Annotated in this window: 26 protein-coding genes; 13 read left to right on the top strand and 13 right to left on the bottom strand. The window is 56.4% G+C overall.

The genetic code is table 11. The annotated features are described in order from the left end of the window. Nucleotides 1-48 precede the first annotated feature (48 nt). The 3 genes from BFV97_RS00640 to BFV97_RS19125 are packed head-to-tail and all read right to left on the bottom strand — an operon-like array spanning nucleotide 49 to nucleotide 2,500. A complete protein-coding gene (locus tag BFV97_RS00640; RefSeq protein ID WP_157888246.1) occupies nucleotides 49-1,776 on the bottom strand; it encodes a sensor histidine kinase in 1,728 nt (575 codons plus the stop codon). Beyond that, the gene (locus BFV97_RS00645) at nucleotides 1,773-2,327 is read right to left on the bottom strand and encodes an RNA polymerase sigma factor (RefSeq protein WP_425412249.1); all 555 of its coding nucleotides are present in this window, start codon (nucleotides 2,325-2,327) and stop codon (nucleotides 1,773-1,775) included. Before BFV97_RS00645 ends, BFV97_RS00640 begins: the two co-directional genes overlap by 4 nt. Beyond that, nucleotides 2,327-2,500, bottom strand: coding sequence for a NepR family anti-sigma factor (locus BFV97_RS19125; RefSeq protein ID WP_157888247.1), 174 nt, complete (start codon nucleotides 2,498-2,500; stop codon nucleotides 2,327-2,329). The genes BFV97_RS00645 and BFV97_RS19125 overlap by 1 nt, the downstream gene beginning before the upstream one ends. A gap of 93 nt (nucleotides 2,501-2,593) precedes the next feature. Between BFV97_RS19125 and BFV97_RS00650 the strand changes: the two genes are divergently transcribed. Then, nucleotides 2,594-3,406, top strand: coding sequence for a response regulator (locus BFV97_RS00650; protein WP_069298392.1), 813 nt, complete (start codon nucleotides 2,594-2,596; stop codon nucleotides 3,404-3,406). 74 nt (nucleotides 3,407-3,480) lie between these two features. Here BFV97_RS00650 and BFV97_RS00655 read toward each other — a convergent pair whose 3' ends face one another. After that, nucleotides 3,481-3,978 (bottom strand): Dps family protein, encoded by a 498-nt coding sequence (locus BFV97_RS00655; protein WP_069298393.1) that lies wholly within the window; start codon nucleotides 3,976-3,978, stop codon nucleotides 3,481-3,483. 77 nt (nucleotides 3,979-4,055) lie between these two features. Next, nucleotides 4,056-4,226, bottom strand: a complete 171-nt coding sequence (locus BFV97_RS18355) for a DUF1328 domain-containing protein (RefSeq protein WP_083225436.1) — start codon at nucleotides 4,224-4,226, stop codon at nucleotides 4,056-4,058. 168 nt (nucleotides 4,227-4,394) lie between these two features. Between BFV97_RS18355 and BFV97_RS00660 the strand changes: the two genes are divergently transcribed. Together BFV97_RS00660 and BFV97_RS00665 are read left to right on the top strand one after the other, a co-directional pair. Continuing rightward, nucleotides 4,395-4,727, top strand: a complete 333-nt coding sequence (locus BFV97_RS00660) for an ElaB/YgaM/YqjD family protein (protein ID WP_069298394.1) — start codon at nucleotides 4,395-4,397, stop codon at nucleotides 4,725-4,727. A gap of 1 nt (nucleotide 4,728) precedes the next feature. Further along, nucleotides 4,729-5,076, top strand: coding sequence for a phage holin family protein (locus BFV97_RS00665; protein ID WP_069298395.1), 348 nt, complete (start codon nucleotides 4,729-4,731; stop codon nucleotides 5,074-5,076). Between the two features lie 14 nt (nucleotides 5,077-5,090). On the opposite strand, the gene BFV97_RS00670 is transcribed toward BFV97_RS00665, so the two are convergent. Genes BFV97_RS00670 through BFV97_RS00680 form a run of 3 tightly spaced genes read right to left on the bottom strand, consistent with a single transcriptional unit; the run spans nucleotide 5,091 to nucleotide 8,391 of the window. Then, nucleotides 5,091-5,696 (bottom strand): hypothetical protein, encoded by a 606-nt coding sequence (locus BFV97_RS00670; protein WP_069298396.1) that lies wholly within the window; start codon nucleotides 5,694-5,696, stop codon nucleotides 5,091-5,093. Beyond that, nucleotides 5,693-7,930: a xanthine dehydrogenase family protein molybdopterin-binding subunit gene (locus tag BFV97_RS00675; protein ID WP_069298397.1), complete on the bottom strand. Its 2,238-nt coding sequence runs from the start codon at nucleotides 7,928-7,930 to the stop codon at nucleotides 5,693-5,695. Before BFV97_RS00675 ends, BFV97_RS00670 begins: the two co-directional genes overlap by 4 nt. 2 nt (nucleotides 7,931-7,932) lie before the next feature. Next, nucleotides 7,933-8,391, bottom strand: coding sequence for a (2Fe-2S)-binding protein (locus tag BFV97_RS00680; protein ID WP_069298398.1), 459 nt, complete (start codon nucleotides 8,389-8,391; stop codon nucleotides 7,933-7,935). A gap of 138 nt (nucleotides 8,392-8,529) precedes the next feature. On the opposite strand from BFV97_RS00680, the gene BFV97_RS00685 reads away from it, so the two are divergent. After that, the gene (locus BFV97_RS00685; protein WP_069298399.1) at nucleotides 8,530-9,531 is read left to right on the top strand and encodes an AraC family transcriptional regulator; all 1,002 of its coding nucleotides are present in this window, start codon (nucleotides 8,530-8,532) and stop codon (nucleotides 9,529-9,531) included. 6 nt (nucleotides 9,532-9,537) lie between these two features. Here the strand turns inward: BFV97_RS00685 and BFV97_RS00690 are convergent, their stop codons facing one another. Then, nucleotides 9,538-9,774 carry an Lrp/AsnC ligand binding domain-containing protein gene (locus tag BFV97_RS00690; protein ID WP_069298400.1) on the bottom strand — a complete coding sequence of 79 codons (237 nt, stop codon included), beginning with the start codon at nucleotides 9,772-9,774 and terminating at the stop codon, nucleotides 9,538-9,540. 121 nt (nucleotides 9,775-9,895) lie between these two features. Between BFV97_RS00690 and BFV97_RS00695 the strand changes: the two genes are divergently transcribed. Together BFV97_RS00695 and BFV97_RS00700 are read left to right on the top strand one after the other, a co-directional pair. After that, a complete protein-coding gene (locus BFV97_RS00695) occupies nucleotides 9,896-10,699 on the top strand; it encodes an alpha/beta hydrolase (protein ID WP_069298401.1) in 804 nt (267 codons plus the stop codon). A gap of 198 nt (nucleotides 10,700-10,897) precedes the next feature. After that, entirely contained in the window at nucleotides 10,898-11,299 is a 402-nt protein-coding gene (locus tag BFV97_RS00700; RefSeq protein ID WP_245667510.1) for a DUF2147 domain-containing protein, read from the top strand. A gap of 149 nt (nucleotides 11,300-11,448) precedes the next feature. On the opposite strand, the gene BFV97_RS00705 is transcribed toward BFV97_RS00700, so the two are convergent. After that, nucleotides 11,449-12,474, bottom strand: a complete 1,026-nt coding sequence (locus tag BFV97_RS00705) for an alcohol dehydrogenase catalytic domain-containing protein (RefSeq protein WP_069298402.1) — start codon at nucleotides 12,472-12,474, stop codon at nucleotides 11,449-11,451. Between the two features lie 111 nt (nucleotides 12,475-12,585). Between BFV97_RS00705 and BFV97_RS00710 the strand changes: the two genes are divergently transcribed. Continuing rightward, nucleotides 12,586-13,404 (top strand): SDR family NAD(P)-dependent oxidoreductase, encoded by an 819-nt coding sequence (locus BFV97_RS00710; RefSeq protein ID WP_069298403.1) that lies wholly within the window; start codon nucleotides 12,586-12,588, stop codon nucleotides 13,402-13,404. A gap of 491 nt (nucleotides 13,405-13,895) precedes the next feature. On the opposite strand, the gene BFV97_RS00715 is transcribed toward BFV97_RS00710, so the two are convergent. Beyond that, a complete protein-coding gene (locus BFV97_RS00715) occupies nucleotides 13,896-16,190 on the bottom strand; it encodes a calcium-binding protein (protein WP_172827892.1) in 2,295 nt (764 codons plus the stop codon). A 434-nt stretch (nucleotides 16,191-16,624) separates the two neighbouring features. Between BFV97_RS00715 and BFV97_RS00720 the strand changes: the two genes are divergently transcribed. The 3 genes from BFV97_RS00720 (at nucleotide 16,625) to BFV97_RS00730 (ending at nucleotide 20,165) form a co-directional block, all read left to right on the top strand. Further along, nucleotides 16,625-17,647: an aspartate-semialdehyde dehydrogenase gene (locus tag BFV97_RS00720; RefSeq protein WP_069298405.1), complete on the top strand. Its 1,023-nt coding sequence runs from the start codon at nucleotides 16,625-16,627 to the stop codon at nucleotides 17,645-17,647. Nucleotides 17,648-17,961: 314 nt separating this feature from the next. Next, nucleotides 17,962-18,324: a hypothetical protein gene (locus BFV97_RS00725; protein ID WP_069298406.1), complete on the top strand. Its 363-nt coding sequence runs from the start codon at nucleotides 17,962-17,964 to the stop codon at nucleotides 18,322-18,324. 158 nt (nucleotides 18,325-18,482) lie between these two features. Next, nucleotides 18,483-20,165: a DUF4139 domain-containing protein gene (locus BFV97_RS00730; RefSeq protein ID WP_069298407.1), complete on the top strand. Its 1,683-nt coding sequence runs from the start codon at nucleotides 18,483-18,485 to the stop codon at nucleotides 20,163-20,165. A 98-nt stretch (nucleotides 20,166-20,263) separates the two neighbouring features. On the opposite strand, the gene BFV97_RS00735 is transcribed toward BFV97_RS00730, so the two are convergent. Continuing rightward, nucleotides 20,264-20,917 carry a carbonic anhydrase gene (locus BFV97_RS00735; RefSeq protein ID WP_069298408.1) on the bottom strand — a complete coding sequence of 218 codons (654 nt, stop codon included), beginning with the start codon at nucleotides 20,915-20,917 and terminating at the stop codon, nucleotides 20,264-20,266. A 156-nt stretch (nucleotides 20,918-21,073) separates the two neighbouring features. Between BFV97_RS00735 and BFV97_RS00740 the strand changes: the two genes are divergently transcribed. Beyond that, nucleotides 21,074-21,469: a hypothetical protein gene (locus tag BFV97_RS00740; RefSeq protein WP_083225437.1), complete on the top strand. Its 396-nt coding sequence runs from the start codon at nucleotides 21,074-21,076 to the stop codon at nucleotides 21,467-21,469. A 219-nt stretch (nucleotides 21,470-21,688) separates the two neighbouring features. Here the strand turns inward: BFV97_RS00740 and BFV97_RS00745 are convergent, their stop codons facing one another. Continuing rightward, on the bottom strand, nucleotides 21,689-22,702 hold the full coding sequence (locus BFV97_RS00745; RefSeq protein ID WP_069298409.1) for an asparaginase: 1,014 nt from the start codon (nucleotides 22,700-22,702) through the stop codon (nucleotides 21,689-21,691). 201 nt (nucleotides 22,703-22,903) lie between these two features. On the opposite strand from BFV97_RS00745, the gene BFV97_RS00750 reads away from it, so the two are divergent. Both BFV97_RS00750 and rlmN read left to right on the top strand, forming a co-directional pair. Continuing rightward, nucleotides 22,904-23,422 carry an invasion associated locus B family protein gene (locus tag BFV97_RS00750; protein WP_069298410.1) on the top strand — a complete coding sequence of 173 codons (519 nt, stop codon included), beginning with the start codon at nucleotides 22,904-22,906 and terminating at the stop codon, nucleotides 23,420-23,422. Between the two features lie 124 nt (nucleotides 23,423-23,546). Continuing rightward, entirely contained in the window at nucleotides 23,547-24,743 is a 1,197-nt protein-coding gene (gene rlmN / locus BFV97_RS00755) for a dual-specificity RNA methyltransferase RlmN (RefSeq protein ID WP_425412250.1), read from the top strand.

A 24,743-nucleotide genomic window follows, 5' to 3' on the forward strand; every position in this document is an offset into this window, starting at 1 on the left:
CCATCACCCCCCATCGCAATTCTCAACTGCGCAAGCAGTCAGCTATGTCTAGAAATCTGCGGATTCGGGTTCGAACATGGCGATGTCGAAGTTTACCAGCATGGCGTAGGTGTTTTCTTCTTCGGTAATGTCAATTTCCGCATCGAGCTGGATCGCGAAGGCGGAGATGAGTTTGGCTCCGAGTCCGGTGCTCTCCACATCTCTCTTCTCGCCGGTTGAGTTTTTCAACTCTAGGCAGCATCTTTTGCCGCCATCCAGCTTTTTGAACTCCACAGAGATCCAAGGCTTTTGGCCTTCGGGAGCGCCGACGTATTTCAGGGCGTTCGTTGCGGCTTCGGCCACCAGAAGGGACATTGGAACGGCTTGATCCGGAAACAGCATGACGTCTTCGACATCGAGCCTTACGTCAATATCTATGCTCTGTTCCGAGCCGATCTGGACGGTTTTCTCGATCACTTCGCGGACCAGCTCACCCACATTGACCTGCCCCCTCGTACCGCTTTGATACAGGTCGCGGTGGATGGTGGCGAGGCTGAGCACGCGGTCCTGAATGCGGCGTAGCATGAATTTTGTTTCGTCATGTCGTGCGGCGCGGATCTGCATGTTCAGGATTGAAGAGATCAATTGCAGGTTGTTTTTGACGCGGTGGTGCACCTCTTTGGTCAGCACCGACTGATGCCGCATCGCGTCTTCCATCTTGGCTTCTTCCCGCAGGATCGAATCGGCCATCGACAGGTAGGAATCCTGAATGGTTTGCAGCTCGTTCGGCATATCGGGCATGATGGTATCCGTCACCGATGTCCGGTCGCGTGCGAATTCCAGCATCTGCTGGCCGATAGAATTGATCTGACGCGTCAGCAGACGATGGATGGTCAGCAGTGCAACGGTCAGCGAAAAAATCCACATGAGGATCGGAAAGACAGAGGTGGACAGAATGCGCAGCAACCGTTCTGCATTTTCCCCTTCGGCGGACCAGATACCGACGACAAAAATCTGACCGTTCTCAACGGGTACCGAAGTATAGGTCCGCGGGACGCCGTCACTGCTGCGGGCCAGAAAAACCCGCGACCCGAAAGAGGACAGCCAATCCATGTTAAACCCTGTGGGCAGAGCCTTTTTCGCCACCTGCCAGTCATTCTGGGAAGACAGCAGCTCTCCCCTGTTATTAAGTGTGACAATATCGAAAAACTGGCCGCTGGCGATGGTTTCGGTTTCAATTTTCAGGGCTTTGTGGGGCACCGTGATGGAGATGAAACCCGAAAGCGTGTCGCGGCTGTAAAAGGGCTGCATGACAAAAACCGCAGAGGTGCCATCAGATTGCAGGCTGCGTTTTGTGACAACAGCCGGCTTGCCGGCCTCAGCGACTTTGGTAATATCGGGGAAGGGAAACTTGCGTTGGGCAGGATCGCCAGAGGCACAGACACTGTTGCCCGACAGGTCCACCACCTCGGCAAAGCTATAGCCTTTCACGCTGGCAACCAGTTTGGACAGGGCACGATTGCAGGCTTCGGTATTGTTAAAACTGTCCGATAACAACGCCCCCATACCTCGCGCAGCGCCAAACGCGCTCTGGATAACCAGACGCTCCTGCAATGCGGCTTGCTCTGTTAACGCCAAAAGCGCCAGTTCTTCATTCTGGCGCGCCTTGGTGGAAACGGAGTTTGTCTGGATCAGCGCAATCAACCCGATGGGCAAAAGAGCCAGCGACATCATCAGCACAAGGCGGATTCGCAGACTCTTATACCATTTAGGGTTTGATTCTATTGTCTCGCTCAACGCTTGACCGGCGCAGAACTGGTGATTACCGCCATTGTGGCAGAATCGGTGAGTTCCATTGGATCGCCCTCCGAAAGATTCAACAATTCGGTCAATTTCTCCCGACCCCGATTAACACGGCTTTTTACGGTTCCAACGGCCACACTCGTCATAGAGGCGGCTTCTTCATAGGTGAAACCGGAGGCCCCTACCAGAATCAGTGCCTCGCGTTGTTCGTCGGGAAGGGTTTCAAAGGCGGCCTTGAAATCGCTCATCTGCATCCGGCCGTCATGATCCGGCTTGACCGACAACCCTTCGGTGAATGCACCATCCACATCCGCCACTTCGCGGTTGGATTTACGCAGGCTGGAATAATACGTGTTGCGCAGGATCGTGAACAGCCAAGCCCGCATTTTTGAACCCGGTTCAAATTTATCTATATTTGTCCACGCCTTAACAACAGCGTCCTGAACCATATCGTCCGCAGTTGCCGAATTTCTGGTCAGACTCAGGGCGAACGCCCTTAGGGCCGGCAGATGCTCTACCAGCTCATTCCGCGGATCTGTGGACATCATTGGCTGTCCTTTTTTCCGGCGTCCTGTGCTTTTAACACCGCCAGAAGATCCTTAAATCTGTCGGGGAGTTCCTCTTGTACCAGATCAGAGTATATCGTTTTCAGATTCTGGTCTATCAAGGTTGCTACCCGTTCTTTTTCTTTGTCGTCGTTTCTACTCATCAGGCCCATAGCTTCATCTGCACAAAAATATTATCACACTAGGGAACCAAACGCGCAAGTGTGCGTTTGGTTCCAAGGAATACGAAAAAAAGGCTAAAAAAAATGTCGCAAACGCACTCCAATGAAGATTTCTCCGATCAGGTCGCCCGCGAGCTTCCGTTTTTGCGCCGCTATGCCCGTGCATTGACGGGTACGCAAAGCAGTGGCGACCAATATGCAGTTGCCACTCTGGAAGCGATTTTGCAGGATCGGTCGATCTTCGACAACAACCTGTCCGTCAAAGGGGGACTGTTTAAATGCTTTCACGCGATTTGGGCCAGCACCGGTGCGCCCGTCACGCGGGACGAAGCGGGCGAGCTTGGCGCAGCGTTCAAACATCTGGCCGCGCTCGGGGCGAATACCCGCGAAGCCCTGCTGCTGTCCACGGTTGAAGAATTCTCCATCCAGGAAATTGCCCTGATCATGGATACTTCCCGCGATGACGTGCGTCATCTGATCAACACGGCCCGCAAGGACATGGAGGACAGTATCTCCGGCAACATCATGATCATCGAAGACGAACCGATCATTGCCGCAGACATTAGCGCAATTGTCACTGATCTTGGCCATAAAGTTACCGGCATCGCCCGCACCCGCAGCGCGGCAGTGGAGCTTGGCAACAAGAAGAAACCCGACCTGATCCTTGCCGACATCCAGCTTGCGGATAATTCTTCCGGCATTGATGCAGTGAACGATCTGATGAAGGATCTTGGCGACACGCCGGTTATCTTCATCACAGCCTTCCCCGAGCGTCTGTTGACAGGCGACCGGCCGGAACCTGCCTTTTTGATCGCCAAGCCTTACAAGGAAGAACAGGTTCAATCCGCTGTAAGTCAGGCCATGTTCTTTGCCTCAACCGAGACTCTGAAAGTCTGAACACCCCCGATTTTTTTTGCAATTTGAACCGCCCGCTGTATGTCCAGCGGGCGGTTTTGCTTAACTGCCCTGAATTATTTGGACGTGACCGCCTTTAGCATCCAGACAGCCTGTTCGTGGAACGCAGCACGGGCTGTGGCGAGGTCTTCTGTTACCGGATCGTCATGTTCGCCCGCCAGTTTTGTCAGAGCGTGCAGCCGGTGTGCGACCGTTTCGTGGTCTTTCGCCAGATCCGCGATCATCTCGCCAGCAGAGGGCTGGCCTTCCAGATCTTTGATGCGGGAATGCTCCATCAGCGTAGACAGGTGCGACGGGGCAAGCTGGCCCAATGCGCGGATTCGCTCGGCTAGAACGTCGGCGGCTTCAAACAGATTCTGGTATTGCTCTTCGGTCAGCTTGTGCAAAGAGAAGAACAGCGGCCCTTCCACGTTCCAGTGGTAGGCGTGTGTCTTGAACATCAACCGATAAGTATCTGCCAGCACGTCACGCAATCCTTGCGCAATCGCATCCGCATTGCGCACACCGGATTTCACGTCATGTTCGGAGGGAACAACATTAAGAGGGGAAGTCATGATTTTGATCCTTTCGTCAGTAGAAACGGCCTCTGCCAATACAGAGGCCGCAGTTCAATTCGGGGCGGATCGCCGCGTTACTGTGATGCGCCGCGCATGAAGCGTATAACCAGCATCAGAACAAACAGCGCTACGAACACAAAGAACAGCAACTGCGCGATACCGGCCGATGCCGAAGCGATCCCGCCAAAGCCAAACAGCGCCGCAACGATCGCGACAACGAAGAAGATTACAGCCCAATACAACATAACTTAGTCCTTCCAGTTTTAATCACTGCGCCGTGGTTGGCGCTTCCATGCTGAGTCAACACGTCGCAGTCTGAGAAGTTCCCGAAAATTTATTTCCGGAACCGTGGAACCAAAACGGGGTGTTGCGCGTTAGGTGCGGAATGATGTTTAGATTGAAGGAGTTCAGACATGGCACGCACATCTGCAAACGGTTCAGGCAAAGACGCAACGGTTGCCGATCTGAGCGCCCAAATCGAAACGCTCCGCAAAGACCTGAGCGCCCTGACAGGCACAATAAACGATCTGGGCAAAGCTAAAAGCGCCGAGCTGACGGAGGCCGCCACAGACCGCGTTGAAGCCGCCGCCCGCGAGAAAGGGGCGCAAACCGCCCAAGCTGTCACCGACCGCGCGAAAGAAGTGCATGAGCAGGCCAATGATTTCGTGAAATCCCAGCCAGCCACCGCCCTTGGCATTGCCGCTGGCCTTGGTTTTCTGGTGGGTATGCTGAACGCACGCCGCTAATATGCTGACCCAATTCAAACACGCCGCCGCACGCGCCGCCCGACGGGCGGGATTGCTGTGCGGCGGTGCCGTTTTAATGATTGTCGGCCTGGCCTTCCTGACCTTCAGTTTATGGCTGCATCTATCGCTGGTTTACGGCGCAGTGTTTGCCGCCACCGTCCTTGGCTTCGCTTATTTCGGTATTGGACTCCTGATCGTTGGCATCGCCGCGGCGGGGGAACGGCGGATGCCGCCGGAAGACCATCCACCGGTTCCCGTAAGTAAGCGTCCGCCACCTGCGGATGGTCCGGCAATTGTCGAGGCATTCCTCTACGGGATGCAAGCCGGCACCAACGCCAAAAAGAGCTAGGAACTGTGCCTGCCCTATTGCGGGCACGGCATCCCGGCGGCCCCCCAGACAAGAATATCCTCCATATGGGAGTGCAGCGTGCCGGGTGCCGGTTCACGGGTGCCGCCCGGTTCCCACGCCCAGTGCAGGATCACATCATGGCCCAAATGCTCTGCAAGTTCGGCATAAGTGCGATCGCCATTAAGCGCAGGATCGCGCAATTGGTTGCAGATTGTCGGCGCAGATTGACCGAACCAATGGGCCTCCACCGGTGCGAGCCGCCAGTCGTCCGGCACCGCAGGCGGGCTGTGGGCCACGTCGGAATTTTTCCCCAGATGACACGTTGCACAGGGCAGGGTTTCCGCCCCGATCCGGCTTTCTCCGGCGCGGATGTTCATGCCATGGGGCCGTGTACGCCCGTAACTGTCACCTGACCACATAGGCCGATCGCTTGGCCCGACGTGACAATTGGCGCAGCGGGGATGGGAAACCACGGCGAAAATCCGGTCCCATGCCTCCAGCCCCTCCTGTTGCGAAACTATGCCGACCGCTGGTCCTGTCGGAACCTGAACTTCTGCACGGGCAGGCAGTGGTGAAATTAGGGCTGCTGCCAACAGCCCACGGGTCAGAGCCGCTCTCATACGAAATCCACGAACTTGTTGAAGGGCATTTCACGCAACCGCACCCCTGTCGCATCAAAGATCGCCGAGGCCAAAGCCGGCGCCGCCGGGGGCACCGGAGGCTCTCCAATACCGCGAATATGGCTGTTTTGCTCCAGCGCCTTAACGGTGATGCGCGGACACTGATACATACGCATCCCTTCGTATTCATGAAAGTTCGTCTGCTCGATCCCACCATCCGCAATGGTAATCTCGCAGTTCATCGCATGTCCCAACCCAAAGACAACGCCGCCCTGCACCAGATTTTCAAAGTTCACCGGATCAATCACACGCCCCACATCCGTGGCGACAAAAACATTGTCGATCCGGATGCCCTCCGGCGTGCTTGTGACCTCAACCACCTCGGCAACGGGCGTGCCAAAGGACATACAGAATGCCACACCGCGCCCGCGATTTGGCCCAAGATCACGTCCCCAATTCGACATATCACCCACTGTTTGCAGAACCCTGCGCGACACATCATCGGTGCACAGCGCAATTCGCTGGTCTAACTGGTCGCCGCCTGCTGCCGTGATCAACTCGCTCAGGAAACCCTCATGGAAGAAGGCATTTTGCGAAGCCCCGACAGAACGCCATGAGCTTACCGGCGCCATGTTTCGTGCGCGATGCGCCGTGACGCGGTAGTTCTCAATTCCGTAAGGCTGGTCCCACAACGCCTGAGAGATCGAACTGTCCGGACCGGGCATCGCCATCCCCTGACGCTCGCCCATTTGTGAAGCGAGTACGGAAGGAGCGCTCACCGCCAGATCGAGCGTCTTTACCGTTCCCTCCGCCACAGCGCCGCGCATCCGCGCAATGGCGGCGGGACGCAGGTAGTCATGGCCGAAATCCTGCTCGCGAGAGAACGTCAGCTTTACCGGAACGCCCTGCATCTCCATCGCCAGTTCGGTGCAACGCCGCGCCACTTCGTCTTCCAGACGGTGGCCGAAACTACCGCCCATCATCTGTGCATGAATATGCACCTGTTCCGGCTCTACCCCTGCGATGGCGGCGACGTTGTTCTGGGTGAAACGGGGGACCTGCGTGCCGGTCCAGACGTCAACCCGTCCGTCTTTAATCAAAACTACCGCGTTGATCGGTTCCAGCGGCGCATGGGCCAGATAGGGCGCTCGGTACTCTGCCGTCAGCGGCGTTTCGCCCAGCGCATTCTCCACATCCCCGTCATCGCGACCCTGACTGTCCGGATCGGTGTCAAAAGCCTGCTCCAGCTCTGCCCAATGATCCGCCATCTCGGGCGCAAAAACCGCCGGCCCCCAATCGCATTCCACCGCAGCGGCAGCCTGAAATGCACGCCATGTGTTGTCGGCAATCACGCCAACTCCACCCGTTACCGGCACGATCTTTTTCACACCGCGCATACCCTTGGCAGCACTGGCGTCAAAGCTGTTCAGCGCCCCACCCTGACGGGGGTTGAGAACCACAGCCGCATGAACCATGCCGTCCAGTCGCGCATCAATGCCATAGTCGAGCGTGCCGGTAGATTTCGCCACCATATCCACCCGCAACATCGGCTTTCCGATCAGCCGCCACTGCGCCGGCTGGCGCAGGGCAACCTCTGTCACAGGCGCGATCTGCGATGCTTCGCTTGCCAGTTCCTGATAGGGAATTTCTCTACCATCAGGCAGGATCACGGCCCCGCCCTGCGTGCGCAACCGCGCCACCGCAACGCCCGTTTTCTGCGCTGCCGCTGCCTTTAGCGTTTCCCGCGCCACCGCACCCGCGATCCGCAGTTTTTCAAACCCGTCAGCCACTGTGCTTGACCCGCCGGTGATCTGCATCCCCATGATCTTCATCACAGCACCGACAGTCCCGCGCGCCGCCGTGGCCATAGCGCCCTGATCGGTCGCCGCAAAAGGCACTGCCTCAGCTGCAAGGGCGGTGTTCCAATAGGCCGGACTCGGCACGCCCGGATCGACCCTGATCTGGTCAAGTTCAACATCCAGCTCTTCGGCAATCATCGCCGCCTGAACCGAATAGGCCCCCTGCCCTTTGTCCGCCCGCGGCGTGATCAGCGTCACACCGTCAGCGTCAACCCTGACATATGGGGTCAGCGCCGCCGCGCCTTCGGCCAGATCCTCCAGCAGCGGATTTTCAACCGGCTTTTTATAAAGGTAGAACCCGAACGCAACGCCCCCGACGACCGCGGCAGAGCCGACGAGAAACGCCCGCCGCCCGATGGTTTTCAATCGTCCCATGTTTAAGCTCCGTTCATTCTGGAAGCAGCGGTTTTCACCGCCGCACGGATGCGCGGATAGGTCCCGCAGCGGCACAGATTGGCGGACATGGCCGCGTCAATATCTTCGTCCGTAGGATCACTGTTCATCTCAAGTAAAGACGCCGCCGCCATGATTTGCCCTGATTGGCAATAGCCGCATTGGGCCACCTGATGTTCGACCCACGCCGCCTGCACCGCGTGCAGGCTATCGGGTGTGCCAAGCCCTTCGATAGTAGTCACCTCACCCTCAACCGCGCCCACTTCGACAGAACAGGAACGCACCGCCATCCCGTCGATGTGCACGGTACAGGCGCCGCACTGGGCGATTCCGCAACCGTATTTCGGGCCGGTAATGCCCAATTCGTCCCGCAAGACCCACAACAGTGGCATCTCCGGCTCCACATCGATAAAATGCTCGGCCCCGTTTACAGTTAACTTCACTGTGTATCCTTCCAGTCTGCGTTCCCAGAGATATAACGCCTGCGCGGGAAAAGTTACTTGCATATTGCGCCAGTTTACTAGCAAAGAGTGCCAAATTGTCGCGAAACCGTTTCACACCACGCCGGACGCTATACACTCATGTCTATGAACAAACGCACCCGATATCATGTTGCACAGGATATGCAGACCATGTGCGCCCTGCTCAAGATCGACCCCAAGTCGGTTTTGCGCCGCGCCGGACTGCCGCCGGATTATTTTGACCATGACGATCGCGGCTTGCTGCCCCACCAGATTTTCGCCCTCTGGGACGCCGCCGCAGAAGAATACCGCAAGCCCGATCTGTCGGTTTTCCTCGGCAAATCGCTGGCGCACGGAATTTTTGGATCCGTGGTGCTGGCCTTTACCTGCTCTCATACCGTACAGGCCGGATTGAACCGGATCGCGATTTTCAAACCGCTGATTGGGCCGATCCGTCTGGATATTCACACCGACGAAACCCGTCTGACACTGACCATCACTTCTACCGAACCGGAACTCGACCTGCCAGCAGTGCTTGGCGCGATGGATCTGGTGTTTTTCGTCGAACTGATCCGCACGACCACAGCGGAACATGTTGTGCCCCTAGCGGCGAGCCTGCCGGAACTGCCCGCCGAAACGAAAGACATTGAAAATCATCTTGGAATCCGGATCACGCGCGGGGAAAATGTTACGCTAACCATCGCAAGGGATGATGCGGAACGGCGGCTGGTGACGGAAAATCCGAACCTCTGGGCGGTATTTGAAACGGATCTGAAACGCAAACTTGAAGCACAGACCGGCAACACCCCCACGGCGGACCGGCTGCGTGATGCTCTCTATGAAATGCTGCCAAGCGGACAGTCTTCGGTCGAGGCCGCCTGTCAGAAACTCCATCTGTCCAAACGATCGCTTCAACGGCATCTGCAACGGGAGGGCAGCAGCTTTCAAAAGGTGCTGGACGCAACCCGCTCAGAGCTTTCGCTGCACTATCTGCGGATGGACAATATCAGTATCGAGGAAATTTCCTACCTGCTGGCCTTTCGCGATCCCAACAGCTTTTACCGCGCGTTTCACAACTGGACCGGAATGACTCCGGCACAGGCCCGCAACTTTGCAGAATAAAACGCCCTAAAACGCCTTGAAGGTCAGAATCGTATGGGTGCGCTCGATCCCTTCAATGTCCAGAATATAGTCATTGATAAAACGACCCGTATCTTCACCCTCGGGAATATAAAGTTTTAACAACAAATCCCAGTCGCCGCTGGTGGAATGCAGCTCTGCATAATTTTCCCGCAAGGCGATTTCATCTGCAACCTGATAGGTAGAGCCGGGTTTGCAACGGATCTGGATAAAAACAGTGTTCACGGCATAGCCCTTTTGCTGACTCGAACTTCACGGGAACCTCACCCGAAACGGGCGCGGCGTCAATGATACGGTTTCCATTTCGCGCAAACCATGCTCAAACTTGCCCAAGGGGAGACGACTGATGATTGACTGGAACGATGCCTTCGCCAATGGCGCCTATATCGATGATGCCGCACGCTATCTGGAGCAATGGCCCAAAAGCGCCGCTGCCTTTCGCGCGACCCGAAACGGGGCAACGCTGGATCGCGCCTACGGGCCGGAACCGCGCAACCTGTTCGATCTGTTTCACCCGGACGGCCCCTCCAAGGGCACGGTGATTTTCGTTCACGGCGGCTACTGGCACCAGCTTGACAAAAATTATTGGTCCCATCTGGCCGCCGGACCGCTGGCACAGGGCTGGTCCGTTGCCTTTCCGGGCTACACGCTGGCACCGCAGGCCCGCATCAGCAAGATCACACAGGAAATCGCCGCCGCCGTCACCGCCATCGCCGCTATCACCACCGGCCCGCTGCGCCTGACAGGACATTCCGCCGGAGGACATCTGGTATCCCGAATGAACTGCACCAACAGCGGCTTATCCCCTGCGGTACAAAGCCGAATCGCCCATACAATTTCGATTTCCGGCCTGCATGATTTACGGCCTCTGGTTGAAACAGATATGAACGACACACTTAAACTGGACAAATCAGAGGCCGAAAGCGAGAGCCCCGCCCTGCTCGACGCGCGGTCCGATTGCTCGATCACGTTCTGGGTCGGTGCAGCCGAACGACCGGAATTTCTGCGCCAGAACCGCCTGATTGCCGAGAAATGGTCCCGCGCCGGAATCAAGGCCACAGATGTTTACGCTCCGGACCAACACCACTTCTCCGTCATCGCTCCGCTATCGGAGCCGGACTCCCCCCTGACACGCGCACTGCTTGGGTAGTCCCATCCATTTTCATTAAATATCCGCGGGGGTACGGGGGCAGCAAGCCCCTGTTTCAAAACAGTAAATATTAACCTTTGTCAGAATTATGTAATATTTAGTGATTTGTATTGGGGTCGGGAATCGCATAAATATCTCTTTGCCCGCAGGTCAAACTCCTGACTATGCGCAAGCGATCTTTCTGCCTGAGAGTTTGCCATGAACCCACCCGTTCATACCCTGTTTGCGATCCTTTTTACTGTTCTGGTCACAACATCCCCTGCCGCGGCCAATGATCCGGCGCTGGGTCTGTGGCGCACGGAACCGGACCGCAAAAAACTGATTTCCCATATTAACATCCGCGAATGTGGCGATAAACTTTGCGGAAAAGTGATCCGGGCGTTTGATTCGAACGGAAAAGAAGTTAAGACGAAGCACGTAGGGAAAGAACTTTTCTGGGGAATAGAGCCTGTGGGCAATGGCGAATACAAGAACGGGACTGTTTATGTGCCGTTGCTGAACGTCAAAGCCAAGGCCTCCATGCAACTCAGAGGCAGCACACTTCACGTTACAGGCTGCAAAGGCGGCATCTGTGACGGACAGGTCTGGAGCCGGTTATAAAATTCAGTTTCGCCGCAGCGTTCCACCAACCGTTCTGGGAGGAAATGGTTTCGGGACGAGAACCTCGGCGGAAGGCCTGCAAGGCCACCCCTTTTGGGGTTTGGCGGGGCGATCCTGACATCGCCCCGCCAAAAATTTGCCCGACAGGATCAGGGCGTAATCATGATCTTACCGTCCTTGATCTGTGTCGCAGCCGCCAGTCCGGACACCACGTCGCGCAGCGGCAGATAGGTCGCCACATCGGTAGACCAGCGCCCGTCGGCAAAACGGGTCTGCACCTCTTTCGCCAGATCCGCCATCAGCGCGCCATTGTCTTGCATCCAGCGGGTCAGCCAGAAGCCTTCAATCACTTTGGACTGAAAGATCAACTGCCCCATCTGGGTCATCGGGAATAATTCGGGGTTCAACTTGCCATACGTCACCCAACGCGCGTTGTTCGGCATGGCGACAAAGACTTTTTCAGAAATTGCATCCGTCACCGCATCCAGAAAAACTCTCGGTTTTAACGCGCGGCTGGCGGCGGCGAATTTCGCCTCGAAATCATCGGCGGTAACATCCAGAACCTCGCTCGCCCCCAAATCCCGCAGGGCATCGGCGCTGTCCATACGGCGCACCAGACAGATCGTTTTCAACCCCTTGTCCCGTGCCAGTCCGATCATCAGCTTCCCAAGCTGGCTTGCCGCTGCCGAGATAACGAAACAGTCGCCGTGCTTTTCTGCAATATCAACCATCGCAATTGCAGTCAGCGGATTCACGATCTGCGCCGCGCCGTCTTCATCCTTTACCGCCGGATGCAGCGGGATGCACATGGCCGCCTGTGTCACGCAATATTCGGACCAAGCGCCGGAACCGGCAGCAACGAAAGCAACCCGCTTCCCCATCAGACCTTCGGCACCCGCGCCGGCCGCCACGACATCGCCACACCCTTCAAAGCCGGCGGGGGCGCCCTTCACACAGGGCTGGCCATATTCGCCTTTGATAAAATGCAAATCGGACGGATTGACCGAAGCCATCCGCAGTTTGATCAAAACCTGCCCCGCCGCCGGTTCGGGCATCGGCAGGGTTGCCTCCTCCAGATACACAGAGGCATCGGAAATAGCCGGGCCTTCGGACCTGCCGGAATAGCCGTCGAGTTTCTGAATGATCGCAAAAGTCTGTTCTGGCAAATCGCCCATGGCGTGCTCCTGAGTTTGACGCCGCGTCGAAGCGGCAATTAGCTTGGCATCACAATAGGCCAGGGCATAAGCTGTCAACATACACGCTACGGCAATCAGGGAAGAGACAATATGCTTAACGAACTTTTCGGCCTCTCGGGGAAAACCGCACTGATCACGGGGGGCGGCTCTGGCATCGGCGCAATGATGGCCGCGGGATTTGCGCAGGCCGGCGCAAGGGTGATCATCTGCTCGCGCAAATTGCACCAAGTGGAAGAAACCGCAGCCGCCATCAACGAAACAAACCCCGCGGGCAGCGTGGAGGCGTTTTCCGGTGATGTATCCAGCGAGGAAGGCATCGACGCTATCGTGGCCGAGGTCACATCCCGCACAGACACGCTGAACATTCTTGTCAATAACGCCGGTATCAGCTGGGGCGCACCTTTGGGGCAGTTCCCCCATTCCGCGTGGGAAAAGGTGATGAATGTGAATGTGGCCGGTCTGTTCCATCTGACACAGCAATTGCTGCCGCTTCTGATCAAGACTGCCAGCGATGAAGATCCGGCGCGGGTTTTGAACCTCGGGTCGGTTATGGGGAAACATCCGCTGGGCGATGGCGCCTACAGCTATTCCGCGTCGAAATCGGCCGTGCACCACATGACGGCAATTCTGGGCAAGGAACTGGCAGGGCAGCGGGTCACTGTGAATGCGCTGGCCCCCGGACCTTTCCAGTCTAAGATGACCGCCTTTGCCACCGCAAAGGAAGAGCAAGCCAAGGCCGTTGGCGGCGACGTTCCTCTTGGGCGGATCGGTGCCTCAACCGACGTGCAGGGCGCGTCTTTGTTCCTGTGCTCCAAGGCGGGTGCCTATGTGACAGGGGCGATCCTGCCGCTGGATGGCGGCATCCATCTGATTACCGGTCCGAACTTGTTCGGGTCTGCGATGAGCTGATAAAGATCAGGCCGTTGTGGAACCTCCTCAGCGGCCTGTGTATCCCGAAAATCTTAATAATTCTTTGAAGTTATCGTTTCACATGAAACAGAAACATTGCGCGGACTACGGTGAATTTAACCGTAAAACGCAAGCATCAAAGCCAGCAGCACGAAACCGGCGACCAGCCCTGTGACAAACGCCGCAGCGAATAGAAGTGTCATTCAATACCCCACCAAAAGATTGCAATCCCGCCGCCGGTTGTTCCAACTCTGTCTCGCGGTGATGCCCATTCTCTCCAGTATTTTGTGGAGTCGCTTGTCGGACTGCAAGATTTAATCCGCCGGTTCTGCCTTCAATCGCGCTTGCTGACACGCAAAGGCGCAGGCTCCACACCGAAGGGGTGTGCGCTGCTGAAACCTACTCCACCACGGATTGGGCGGGTGCTCTGAAACACCTGAACGATCATGCGAATCGCTGCGGTTAATGCAGGTCCATGCGCCCGATTTCCTCTACAGTATGAAGTTGTCTTTCCCCAGATCGGCCAGATCCACGTCCGGTAGAATGATCCTGTCGCCACTGCTGCCTCCGGGAAAAGCGTAAAGTTCAATCACGATTGCCCAGCTTTGGTCGAGCAGGTGTTCCCGCAGTTCGGACCAATCGATCCAGAAGGCCGAAAGGTCGATCCGGTCGCGCGCGACATCAAAATCGTGAATGTAATCCCGACCGGAGGCTGCAGGGAAAACGAACACATCCCTGTCGCTGTCGCCGGTATAGCCCCCGCCCCAGAGGTTGTCAGACCCTTGGCCGCCCTCAATCCGGTCAGCCCCCGCGCCGCCGAAAAGTTTATCCGCGCCAGCGCCGCCCTGTAATTCATCGTCGCCATCATCGCCGGTCAATTTATCTTTGCCAGCGCCGCCGAACAGGTGATCTTTGCCCGAGCCCCCCCTGATTTTATCTTCTCCGCCTTCCCCTGTGATCCGGTCGCGACCCGCACCGCCAAACAAACGGTCGGCGCCCTCTCCGCCGGACAGAGCGTCTTTACCGGTACCGCCCATAATCCTGTCGTCGCCAGGTCCACCGTAGAGTTCATCATCTCCGGCACCGCCCCGCAGAATGTCATCGCCGCCCCCTTGCATCTGTACCAACACGTTTTGCACGTAAACCGGCGCATACGCATCCCGCAGCGCGAACAAATCCGCAGACTGCGGGTCCGTTGCGCCATCGTCGTAATCGGCGGCATCGGTCGGGGCGTGACTGCGGATGAAGGCTGCTCCACCGTTCCAATCAGCGTGAACCTGATAGATCATCCCCTGATCCGGTGTCGTGCCGGCATGATCCGCGGGCCCCGTGCTGAAGTAAAGAGAGCCATCCCTGTCGAGAAACACCGCAGAGACAGCCCCGCGCGGCATTCCGTCTGCAAAACCTTTGGATGTCATGGTTCGATTGATCTCAAGGGACGTAATTTCCGGATACCCGCCTATTTCCAGATTTTTCAGATCGAGGCGGAGCAAAAGGCCGTTGGCTCCGGCTTCTGAAGGGGCGATGACACTATACCACAGGTCTTCAGCGGCATTGTAAGCCACATCCCCCAGTATCTTTGGAAACAGACCAGCTGGAAGATCAAAATGCTGCACCACCGGATCGCCAAAAGCGTTAAAATTATCCACATCCACTTTGGTGATCCTGTCCAAGCCTTTGTCAAATATCCACAGGTTGCCAGAGCTGTCGAAACCTCCTCCGCCCGCCAGGGCGCCAGTAGCCCCTGCGCGGTAGACCGCGCCAAGCGCGTCATAGAGCACAAGGTCGCCGGCGCTGACTGGTTTGCCGCGATCGTCCACGCCAACACCCGTCGCGATCCCGTAAAGCAGGTCGTTCTGGCGATTATACCCGAGTGCATCGACACCAAAACCTGCCCCGTCCCCCAGCTGTGTGATAGTACCATTGCTGCCGTCAAACCGGCTTAACTGGCCGTTATCCACCTGAAACACGCCTTGTTGTCCGGATGCAAAGGCAGAAACCTCTACCTTTCGCCCGTTAATTTCCACGACCGAGTCGTAAAGGAAAATCGGCCCGTCCGTCCGAACCTCGGGTCTGTCCCCTGTCGCAAAGCCGATCTCTTTGAACGAAAGTGTCCCCATCTTTCCGTCGCCGCGAACGTCAATGGAATAGGTGGTGTAAACGCCATCGCCAGCGTCAAACCGTCCGACCCGTTGTCCGTTCCAAAATACGGCAATGCCGCCCACCTCGGAGCTTGCGTTTAGATTTGCAGCGAGGTCGAAAGAGATTTGATAAGACGCCCCGTTCTCTGTCGCAAAGCTCTGGGACATGCGCGCGCCTTGGCTGTCGTGGGTCACATCCCAGTTTCCACCGCTTCCATATGCCGCCAAATCGCTTGCAAGCGTATCAGTCACAGAAGTTGCCAGCAGGTTTTGGCCAGACCCGTCCCCGTACACCAGATCATCACCCGCACCGGAATTGATCCGGTCGTTGCCGTTGCCACCCGCCGCGACATCAGCACCATCGCCCAAGAATAGCCGGTCACGCCCCATACCGCCAAAGACGATATCATCGCCAGTACCTGCATCGACGCTGTCCCGACCAGCGTTGCCGAACAAAAGATCGTCACCGCCCTTTCCTCGCACAACATCGCCGCCGCCGCCCGCGCCGATCACGTCATTCAAGACAGTAAATCCGGCCGTCGTCTGTTCGAACAGTCTTGGCGTGTAGGACCAAATCCGATCCGCGTAAGACCAGCCATCCGTGAACAGGTCGAAGGCCGCAGTGCCGACAGTCTTGTCCGTCATTACGACCGCGTTTTTCGGCCCGCCCGAACTTGTGTCCGCCGGTTCGGACCCCACTATCGTTTCACCTTTCCGAGTGCCCGTAATCAGGACCCCGTCACTTGGCCCCCATCCGCGGTCCAATTTTTTACCTGCCATATAAAATTCCCTCACCACTGGTTCGGGTTAGGGCTTAGGCATTAAATCTGAACGAAAAGAAAAGAGCCGGATGTGAAATGCGCAGGATTTATGCCGTATTTTACGGATTATTTGCCAGAAACTTCACGTTTTAGACAGAATCCGGTCGGTAAAGCGGGCAGATAGCCCCGCGCCCCTTTCCCTTAGGCTGTTTTCCAGTTATGAGGCCGCGTCCCTTTGGGGATTTGTCCAATCATGTACGATGTGCGCCAGCGGACAATGGTCTCGGGGCACAGCGTCAAAACCTAGGAGTTATACACATGGGCTACCGTGTTGTTGTCGTAGGCGCCACTGGCAATGTGGGCCGCGAAATGCTGAATATTCTGGCCGAGCGCCAGTTCCCCGTAGACGAACTTGCCGTTCTTGCATCGCGCAAGAGCAAGGGAACGGAGTGCAGCTTTGGCGACAAGACGGTTAAGACGGAAGACCTGGACACTTTCGACTTCACCGGCTGGGATATTGCCCTGTTTGCTGTAGGCTCTGAAGCGACACAAAAATACGCGCCCGTCGCTGCCAAAACCGGTTGTGTGGTAATCGACAACTCGTCGCTCTACCGCTACGATCCGGATGTGCCGCTAATTGTGCCGGAATGTAACCCCGACGCGATTGAGCAGTATTCCAAGAAGAACATCATCGCCAACCCGAACTGTTCGACAGCACAGATGGTTGTTGCGCTGAAACCCCTGCACGACCGCGCCAAAATCAAGCGGGTTGTTGTCTCTACCTATCAGTCCGTTTCCGGCTCCGGTAAGGGTGCGATGGACGAATTGTGGAACCAAACCAAGGGCATGTACGTCCCGGGTCAGGAAGTTGCGCCATCCGTCTACCCAAAGGAAATCGCCTTTAACGTAATCCCGCACATCGACGTGTTTCTGGACTCCGGCGATACCAAAGAAGAATGGAAGATGGTTGCCGAAACCAAAAAGATCCTCGATCAGTCGATCAAGGTAACAGCGACCTGTGTGCGTGTTCCGGTATTCGTCGGCCACTCTGAATCGATCAACATCGAGTTCGAGGATTATCTGGACGAAGACGAAGCCCGCGAAATCCTGCGCGAAGCACCGGGGATCATGGTCGTGGATAAACGCGAAGACGGCGGCTACATCACCCCCAAAGAATGTGTCGGAGAATTCGCCACCTATATCTCGCGCATCCGGCAGGACAGCACGATCGACAACGGTATCAACCTGTGGTGCGTCTCTGACAACCTGCGCAAAGGTGCAGCACTGAACGCGGTGCAAATTGCCGAACTGCTGGGCCGTCGGGTCCTGAAAAAAGGTTAACGCCCGTTCCGCAGAATACCGAATTTCTGCCCTCCGCATCACACTGGTGCGGGGGGCATTTTTTTGCGCATTCCGGTCCCCCGCGCGGTGTGTATTGTGACCAAAACACCACAGAAAATGGCCTGGAACGTGCGCAAAAACCCTTTATTTCAAAGCGATCACGACAATATTGCAACAAAAACATTGTCTTCGCGGTTCGCAAAGCACTCCTGAAAATTTTGTTGTCTGAATCGTAATTTGGCCCTAATTCAACGAAATCGGAAGCGACAAGAATTAACGGATTGCTCTCCGATTTATCTCAGGAAAAACCGACAATGAACGTTTACCGTTTCACAGCTTTCGCAGCCGTGGCTGCGTCCGTTCTCGCCATGCCAGTTTCTGGCGCTTTTGCCGCTTCGCGTGACAAAGTAACCCTTGCCGTACCCAAAGGGCTCTGCGCGAAAGAAATCACAGAACTGGCAACGCAATCTATCAACAAACCCGCTTTCACAGTCTACGCCGCACCGCGTGTGCGCAATGCCAAAAAGCTGAACTGCGACCAGCCCGGACCCGAAATCACCGTGGCCGCCTCCTCTTCCGCAGATCTGAAACTGGCTCGCAAAACCGCGCTCGCGACCTGTAATGCGACACGGGGCGTCCATGGCAGCTGCTTTATTATCGGCACACTGCGCAACTGATACCGCTCCCCCTTTGACAGTCTTGCCCCGTCTGCATCCGCAGGCGGGGCCTTTCATTTTCGGGTCGTCCAAGACGCGCCAATTCGGTGCCGCGGGTTGAGTTTCCATTGCACCGGCATAGATTGACAGGCAATCACCTCAACGGAACGGGATTAGAAATGAAACCAATTTTAGCCGCATTGTTCGCAACAACAGCTTTGCCTGTCTTCGCTGATACTATAATCCTCAAAACAGAGGTGACGGAGGCGCTGATTACCGGTCAGGGCGGTATCATCACCTATTCCGCGCCGGTGACTTTAGCCCCCGGCACCCATAGTCTGATCGCATATCTGCCTTTTGGCGGTTATGAAAGCTTCGTGCCAGAGGTACAGTTTCAAGGCGCGGATGGCATCCGCGTTATCTCTCAATCTGCCACAAACTTCCACGCGCCCCCAATCCGGCGCGCGCCATCCGCCGGTTTGAAAATCGCCATTGATGCGCGCGATAAGGCCCGCGCCGCGCTGCGCGCGTTTGAAGAAAGTTATGAGGAAAATCAGGCGTCTTTGCTGGCTGCTGAACTGAAACTGAAACTTGTGCGCAGCACCGCCGAAACCGGTTTGGCCGGACAACGGGACGCGATCCAGGCGGACCAGATTACCGCCGTTGCGGATGCGATTGGCGAAACTGCCCGCGCTGCGCAACAACGCATTGCTGCCATCAAGACCGAGCTGGACTCTATGGAGCCCCGCCGCCGCGAATTGCAGGATGATCTGACCCATGCCCAAGACATCGTAGAGCGATTGCAACCGCGCAGCCATGAGCAAATTCGCCAGATTACCACACGGATCGAAGTCACCGCGCCGCAAACGACGACCGTGGAATATGACAACCTGCAACCCGCTTATTGGCAGCCGACATACGCGGCCGATCTGACCCAGACCGGCGCCAAAGGCACGCTGGAGCTACACCGCTCGGCCAAGGTCTCCGTGTTCCGCGAGGGGGAAAAACCGCTGCACAGTTGGGACGACGTCAAGATCACCCTGTCCACTGCCAACCTGCGGGACAGTACCGGAACGGTTATTCCCTACCCCGACCTAAAGCGGCTGGTGGAAGAGTCGAAGGCCCGTAAATCTGCACCTGTCATCAGCGACTACAACAGCGGCGACATGCGGGTGGAGGCTCCGGCAGCGGCGACAGCGATGGTAGAGGTGAGCGACGCACCAACCGGCGCAAATTTTGCCGGCCAGACGCTTCTGTTTGATCTGGGCGGCGGGCACAGTCTGGACTGGAGCACGACAACCAGTACCTTCAACATCGACACACTTGTCTTCCCGGCCGATCTCTACGGGATGGCGAATGCGGCGCGGGACGAAAACGCGTTCCTCTATACCGATCTTGAAAATGACACAGGCGGTATTCTTCTGGCCGGGCAAGTGGACCTGTCCCGTGACGGTACACCGATCGGGACCAGCTATCTGCCCCGCCTGCGCCCGAACCAGACTGAACCGATCGGGTTGGGGCCGCTCTATGGCATTCGTCTGCAACGGGATATTCTTGGCGTTGCAGAAGGGGATAGCGGGTTTATTGCCTCTAAATCCGAAATTAACCAGTCCTACAGAACCACGCTCTATTCTGCGCTGGACTATAATTTGCCGGTCAAGCTGCTCGACGTTGTGCCCACTTCCGAGGATGAAGACCTGAAAATTCGACTGCAAGCCACGCCTGCACCGGACGAATTAAACCGCGACGGCAAACGTGGCGTACTGGTTTGGGATTTGGATCTGGAAGCCGGATCAACTCGGGAAGTCCTGTTTGAATACCAGATGAAATGGCCTGTCGGGAAAATGCCTGTTCCACGGTAACATGGTGTATTTCTAAGCAATTAAACTAAAAAGCGACCTTTCGGATGAAAGGTCGCTTTTTACATTTGGGGGTATTCGGGTTGAACCCGAAGCAAAGATCAAACCTCGGTAAACTGCCCTTGGGCTGCGTCGTAGTGGGTCATCTCTCCACTTTTGATGTTCACCGAAATACCGTGAAGCGTCAGGTCCTCTGCCTCAACACGCTCTCGCACGAACGGGAAGGTCATCAGGTTTTCCAGAGAGACAAGAACACTCTGGCGTTCCAGTTCCTTGATCTGCTCTTCCTCCTTTTCGGAAACCTTCACCGCCCGATCATATCCGGGGCGCAGAATGTCCATCCAGCGACCGACAAAGCTGGTGTCTTCGTCCATTTCAGGGGCCTGTCCGGAACACATTGCATGGCAGCCCGCAACACCACCGCATTGGGTGTGGCCCATGACAATTACATTCACCACCCGCAGGGAATTGACCGCATATTCAATCGCCGCAGAGGTGCCGTGGTAGTCGCGGTTGGGTTCATACGGGGGAACCAGATTCGCGATATTGCGATGGATGAAAAACTCACCCGTATCGGCGCCAAACAGGGAGGTTGCATTCACGCGACTGTCACAACAGGAAATTATCATGCCACGGGGATGCTGACCTTCATCGGCCAGTTTCATATACCATGATTTGTTTTCCGAATAGGTCGTTGCCCGCCAGCCATAGTACCGCTTGACGAGGGAAGTTGGTAACGGTTTGGCAAATTCCATTGCGCGTAACTCCTGTGGTTTTGCAGTCTTTTCCTAAACTTTAGGCAAAATTACAACCATTTCAATTTTAGCAGGTAAGATTTTGGAAACATCTCCACCCTAGTTTCCGGCTTGGGGACTAGAGAAGAAAGTGGGACCAAAATGATGCTAACATCAATGAAAAAAAACAAGGTTGAGCGCCTGATGCTGACAGAGCGGGCAGCGCTGGAAAAGACTGCACTTGATACATTGCAGACGAGTCTCGGGCAGGGGCAAAGCCGCGAGGTGGTAGAGCGTGCCGCCTGCGAAGTTTCCGACCGGCTCAACAGTCTGGAAGCCGCCCTGTCCAACGGGGATCTGGCAGCGGCGGGCCGACTCGCCAACAGTCTGATCGCGATCAGTCGGCAGATCGGCTTGATCAGTTTTGCACAGGTAGCCGGTGATCTTGCGGGCGCGATTGACAACAATGATTACGTCGCAATCGCATCCATCAGCCGAAGACTGATCCGGCAGGCAGATGCAACCCTGTTTCAAGCCCTCGACTATGTGACCGAACACTTGTCTGAGCCGTAAACCTTACCACGGGATTAACCCGGACTGTCACACAGCAAGGCACGGCTTCAGGCAAATGCGCCCCCATCCGGTGGGGGCAACCGGAAGAGGGCCGGAGACAGATGTATCCGCAGTACGATCCGGACAGGGGGGTGTAAACCGGAAGCGCGGGTTTGGACAACTGTCCCGTCAATCCTAGGATTAACCGCTATTCCTTAAGGAATGGTAAGCACGTTTCGATCAGATCGCCGCACCTTCCGCATAAAGCGCGGAAGCCGGTGCAATCCGGCCCGTTTCCAATCCGGCAAAATTATACTGTTTCGGGCAAAGCCGTTTGATAACAGCAGGATGGGCCGGATCAGCAACGCCCAAACGCACCAGAAGCGCGGCTATGGCGGTTTCGGCCGCCCGTGTCGCGCCGTCCTGAATTTTCAGCGCGACACCCAATCCCCGCTCGGGAAGAATCGCAATGAACACACCTTCCGCGCCGGTTTTCACGACTGTGCGCCCGTCCATTGCCTCCATCAACTCGGTACAGGCGCGACCCTGACCTGCCACCAGATCAGGATGCGCTTTCATCGCTGAGACCAGATCCTGCGCCGCTTGCCCGCGGATTTTTCCCAGCCCCGAAGGATCAGCCATCCGCGCCATCGCTGTCGCCAATCCGCGCAGCGTGCAGGCGTGGTTGGGCGCGGAACAGCCATCAATGCCATACCCCGGCGATGTCTCTCCGGTGATTTCCTCAAAGGCTGTCAGGATCGCCTTTTGCACCGGATGTTCCGGATCTACATATTCGGCATCCGCACCCAAGTGTTTGTTTAGAGTCAAAAAACCGCTGTGCTTACCGGAACAGTTGTTGTGGGTGCGGTCATGTTTGCGACCCGCACGGATCAGCTCTTCCTGTTCTTCTTTCGCGCGTGGGAACTGCGGACCACACCGCAGGTCCGGCTCTCCGAGATCCAGATCGCTAAGCCATTTCGACACACGGTCTGTGTGCACATGCGCACCTTCATGGGACGCGCAGGCAAGGGCGAACTGCTCTGGCGTTAATCCGAACCGCGCGGCGGCTCCGCTCTCGATCAGGGGCAATGCCTGCAGCATTTTGCACGAAGACCGCGGGTAGGTTACAGCGTCAATGTCCCCCCAGGCAGCGATCACCTCCCCGCGTGAGTCGCAGACAACGGCACGGCCCTGATGGACAGACTCCAGAATATCTCCGCGCCACACTTCCGCCACATTCACCCATTCGCCCATGTTTATGCTCCATTTTCCGCCGATTTCTGCGACTTTTTTGCCATGCTACTGGTCATTTACCTGACATTTGGATAGGAGAAAGGCCACAAGAAAACCACATTATTTTCGTAGAAAAGGGCCATCGCAATGATGAGACAACAGTCTGTACTTGTTTCAGCACACACTAAGGCGCGGAGGCTGAGGGAAATAATGTTCCGTTCAATGGCATATACATGTGGTTTTATGGCCGTCTGTCTGGCAGCAGCCAGCGTTGCCTATGCACAGGATTCCACCAACCGCGTGGACGCCAAAACCGACTGGTCGGTCTTTGTCGAAGACCAACCCACCAAAGAATGCTGGGTTGTCTCCAAACCGACCAAAGTGGTGAACACCCGTGGCGGTAAAGTGGTTTCCGCACGGCGCGGCGACATCCTGTTGTGGGTGACATACCGTCCGGCCAATGGCATCAACGGGCAGGTCTCCTTTTCCGGCGGCTATCCTTTCGATCCGGACGAGCCTGTGAATATGCTGGTAGGTGACGCCAGCTTTGACCTGTTCGTAGACGGGGAATACGCCTGGCCTGCCACGGCAAATGACGATCAGAAAATCCGCGAGGCGCTGAAACGTGGCGCATCCGCAATCATGACCGCGAAATCCAAGCGCGGTACACAAACCAAAGACACTTTCTCCCTGAGCGGCTTTACCGCTGCACTGGCAGAAGCCGAAAAACGCTGTAGCTGAGCCGCAGCAGCCGACAAAACACAGGCATTCCCCCGCGTTGACGGTTATTTGACTCCGGCGGGTCTACCAAATGTCTGAAACATGCTATACCAACCTCCAATCCCCGTGATTGGGGGTTTTTTCAATGAGAGTTTCCAATATGTCCGCATCCGAACCCGCTGCTCCGATTACCCAAGACGTACTGACCATCCCGCGCAAGCAGGACGGCAGCGCCTTGCCCAATCTTGTCGGCATGACCCGCGACCAACTGACAGAGGCGCTGGTCAATGTGGGCATCAAGGAAAAGCAGGTAAAGATGCGCCACGGCCAGATCTGGCAATGGCTCTACGTTAAAGGCGCGCGCAGTTTTGATGAAATGACCAACCTGTCCAAGGATATACGGGCAACCCTGGCTGAGAATTTCCAGATCGCACGACCCGAAATCGTGACCAAACAAGTGTCTACAGACGGCACCCGCAAATATCTGCTGCGCATTCAGGGCGGGCATGAGGTTGAGGCCGTCTACATCCCTGAAACCGATCGCGGCACGCTGTGCATTTCCTCGCAGGTGGGGTGTACGCTGACCTGTTCGTTCTGTCACACCGGCACGCAAAAACTGGTGCGGAATCTGACGGTTGCGGAAATCGTCGGGCAAATCCTTGTGGCGCGGGACGATCTGGAAGAATGGGACATCGCCCCCGGTGAAAAACGGCTGGTGTCCAACATCGTGCTGATGGGTATGGGCGAACCGCTCTACAACACTGACAATGTGCGCGATGCGATGAAGATCGCTATGGATGACAGCGGCATTGCCCTGTCCCGCCGGCGCATTACCCTGTCCACCTCGGGCATTGTCCCCGAGATCTACCGCGTCGGGGAAGAAATCGGCTGTATGCTCGCCATCTCTTTCCATGCCACCACGGATGACGTTCGGGACAAGCTGGTTCCCATCAACCGCAAGCACAAAATTGACGAACTGCTGCAAGCCTGCCGCGATTATCCGCGCCTGTCCAACGCAGAGCGGATTACCTTTGAATATGTCATGCTGAAAGACGTGAACGACAGCGACGAAGACGCCCGCCGTCTGGTGCAACTGATCGACGGTATCCCCGCTAAGATTAACCTGATTCCCTTCAATCCCTGGCCCGGCGCCCCTTATGAGCGGTCCTCGAACAACCGGATCCATAAATTTGCCGACATCGTCAATGCGGCCGGCTATTCCAGCCCCATCCGCAAACCGCGCGGCGAAGATATTATGGCCGCCTGTGGACAATTGAAGAGCGCAACGGAACGGGCTCGTAAATCACGGGCGCAGATGGAACGTGGAATAAAGGGTCTATAA

It is taken from the genome of Neptunicoccus sediminis (genome assembly GCF_001719615.1).
In the GTDB taxonomy this organism is placed as follows: Bacteria; Pseudomonadota; Alphaproteobacteria; order Rhodobacterales; family Rhodobacteraceae; genus Amylibacter; species Amylibacter sediminis.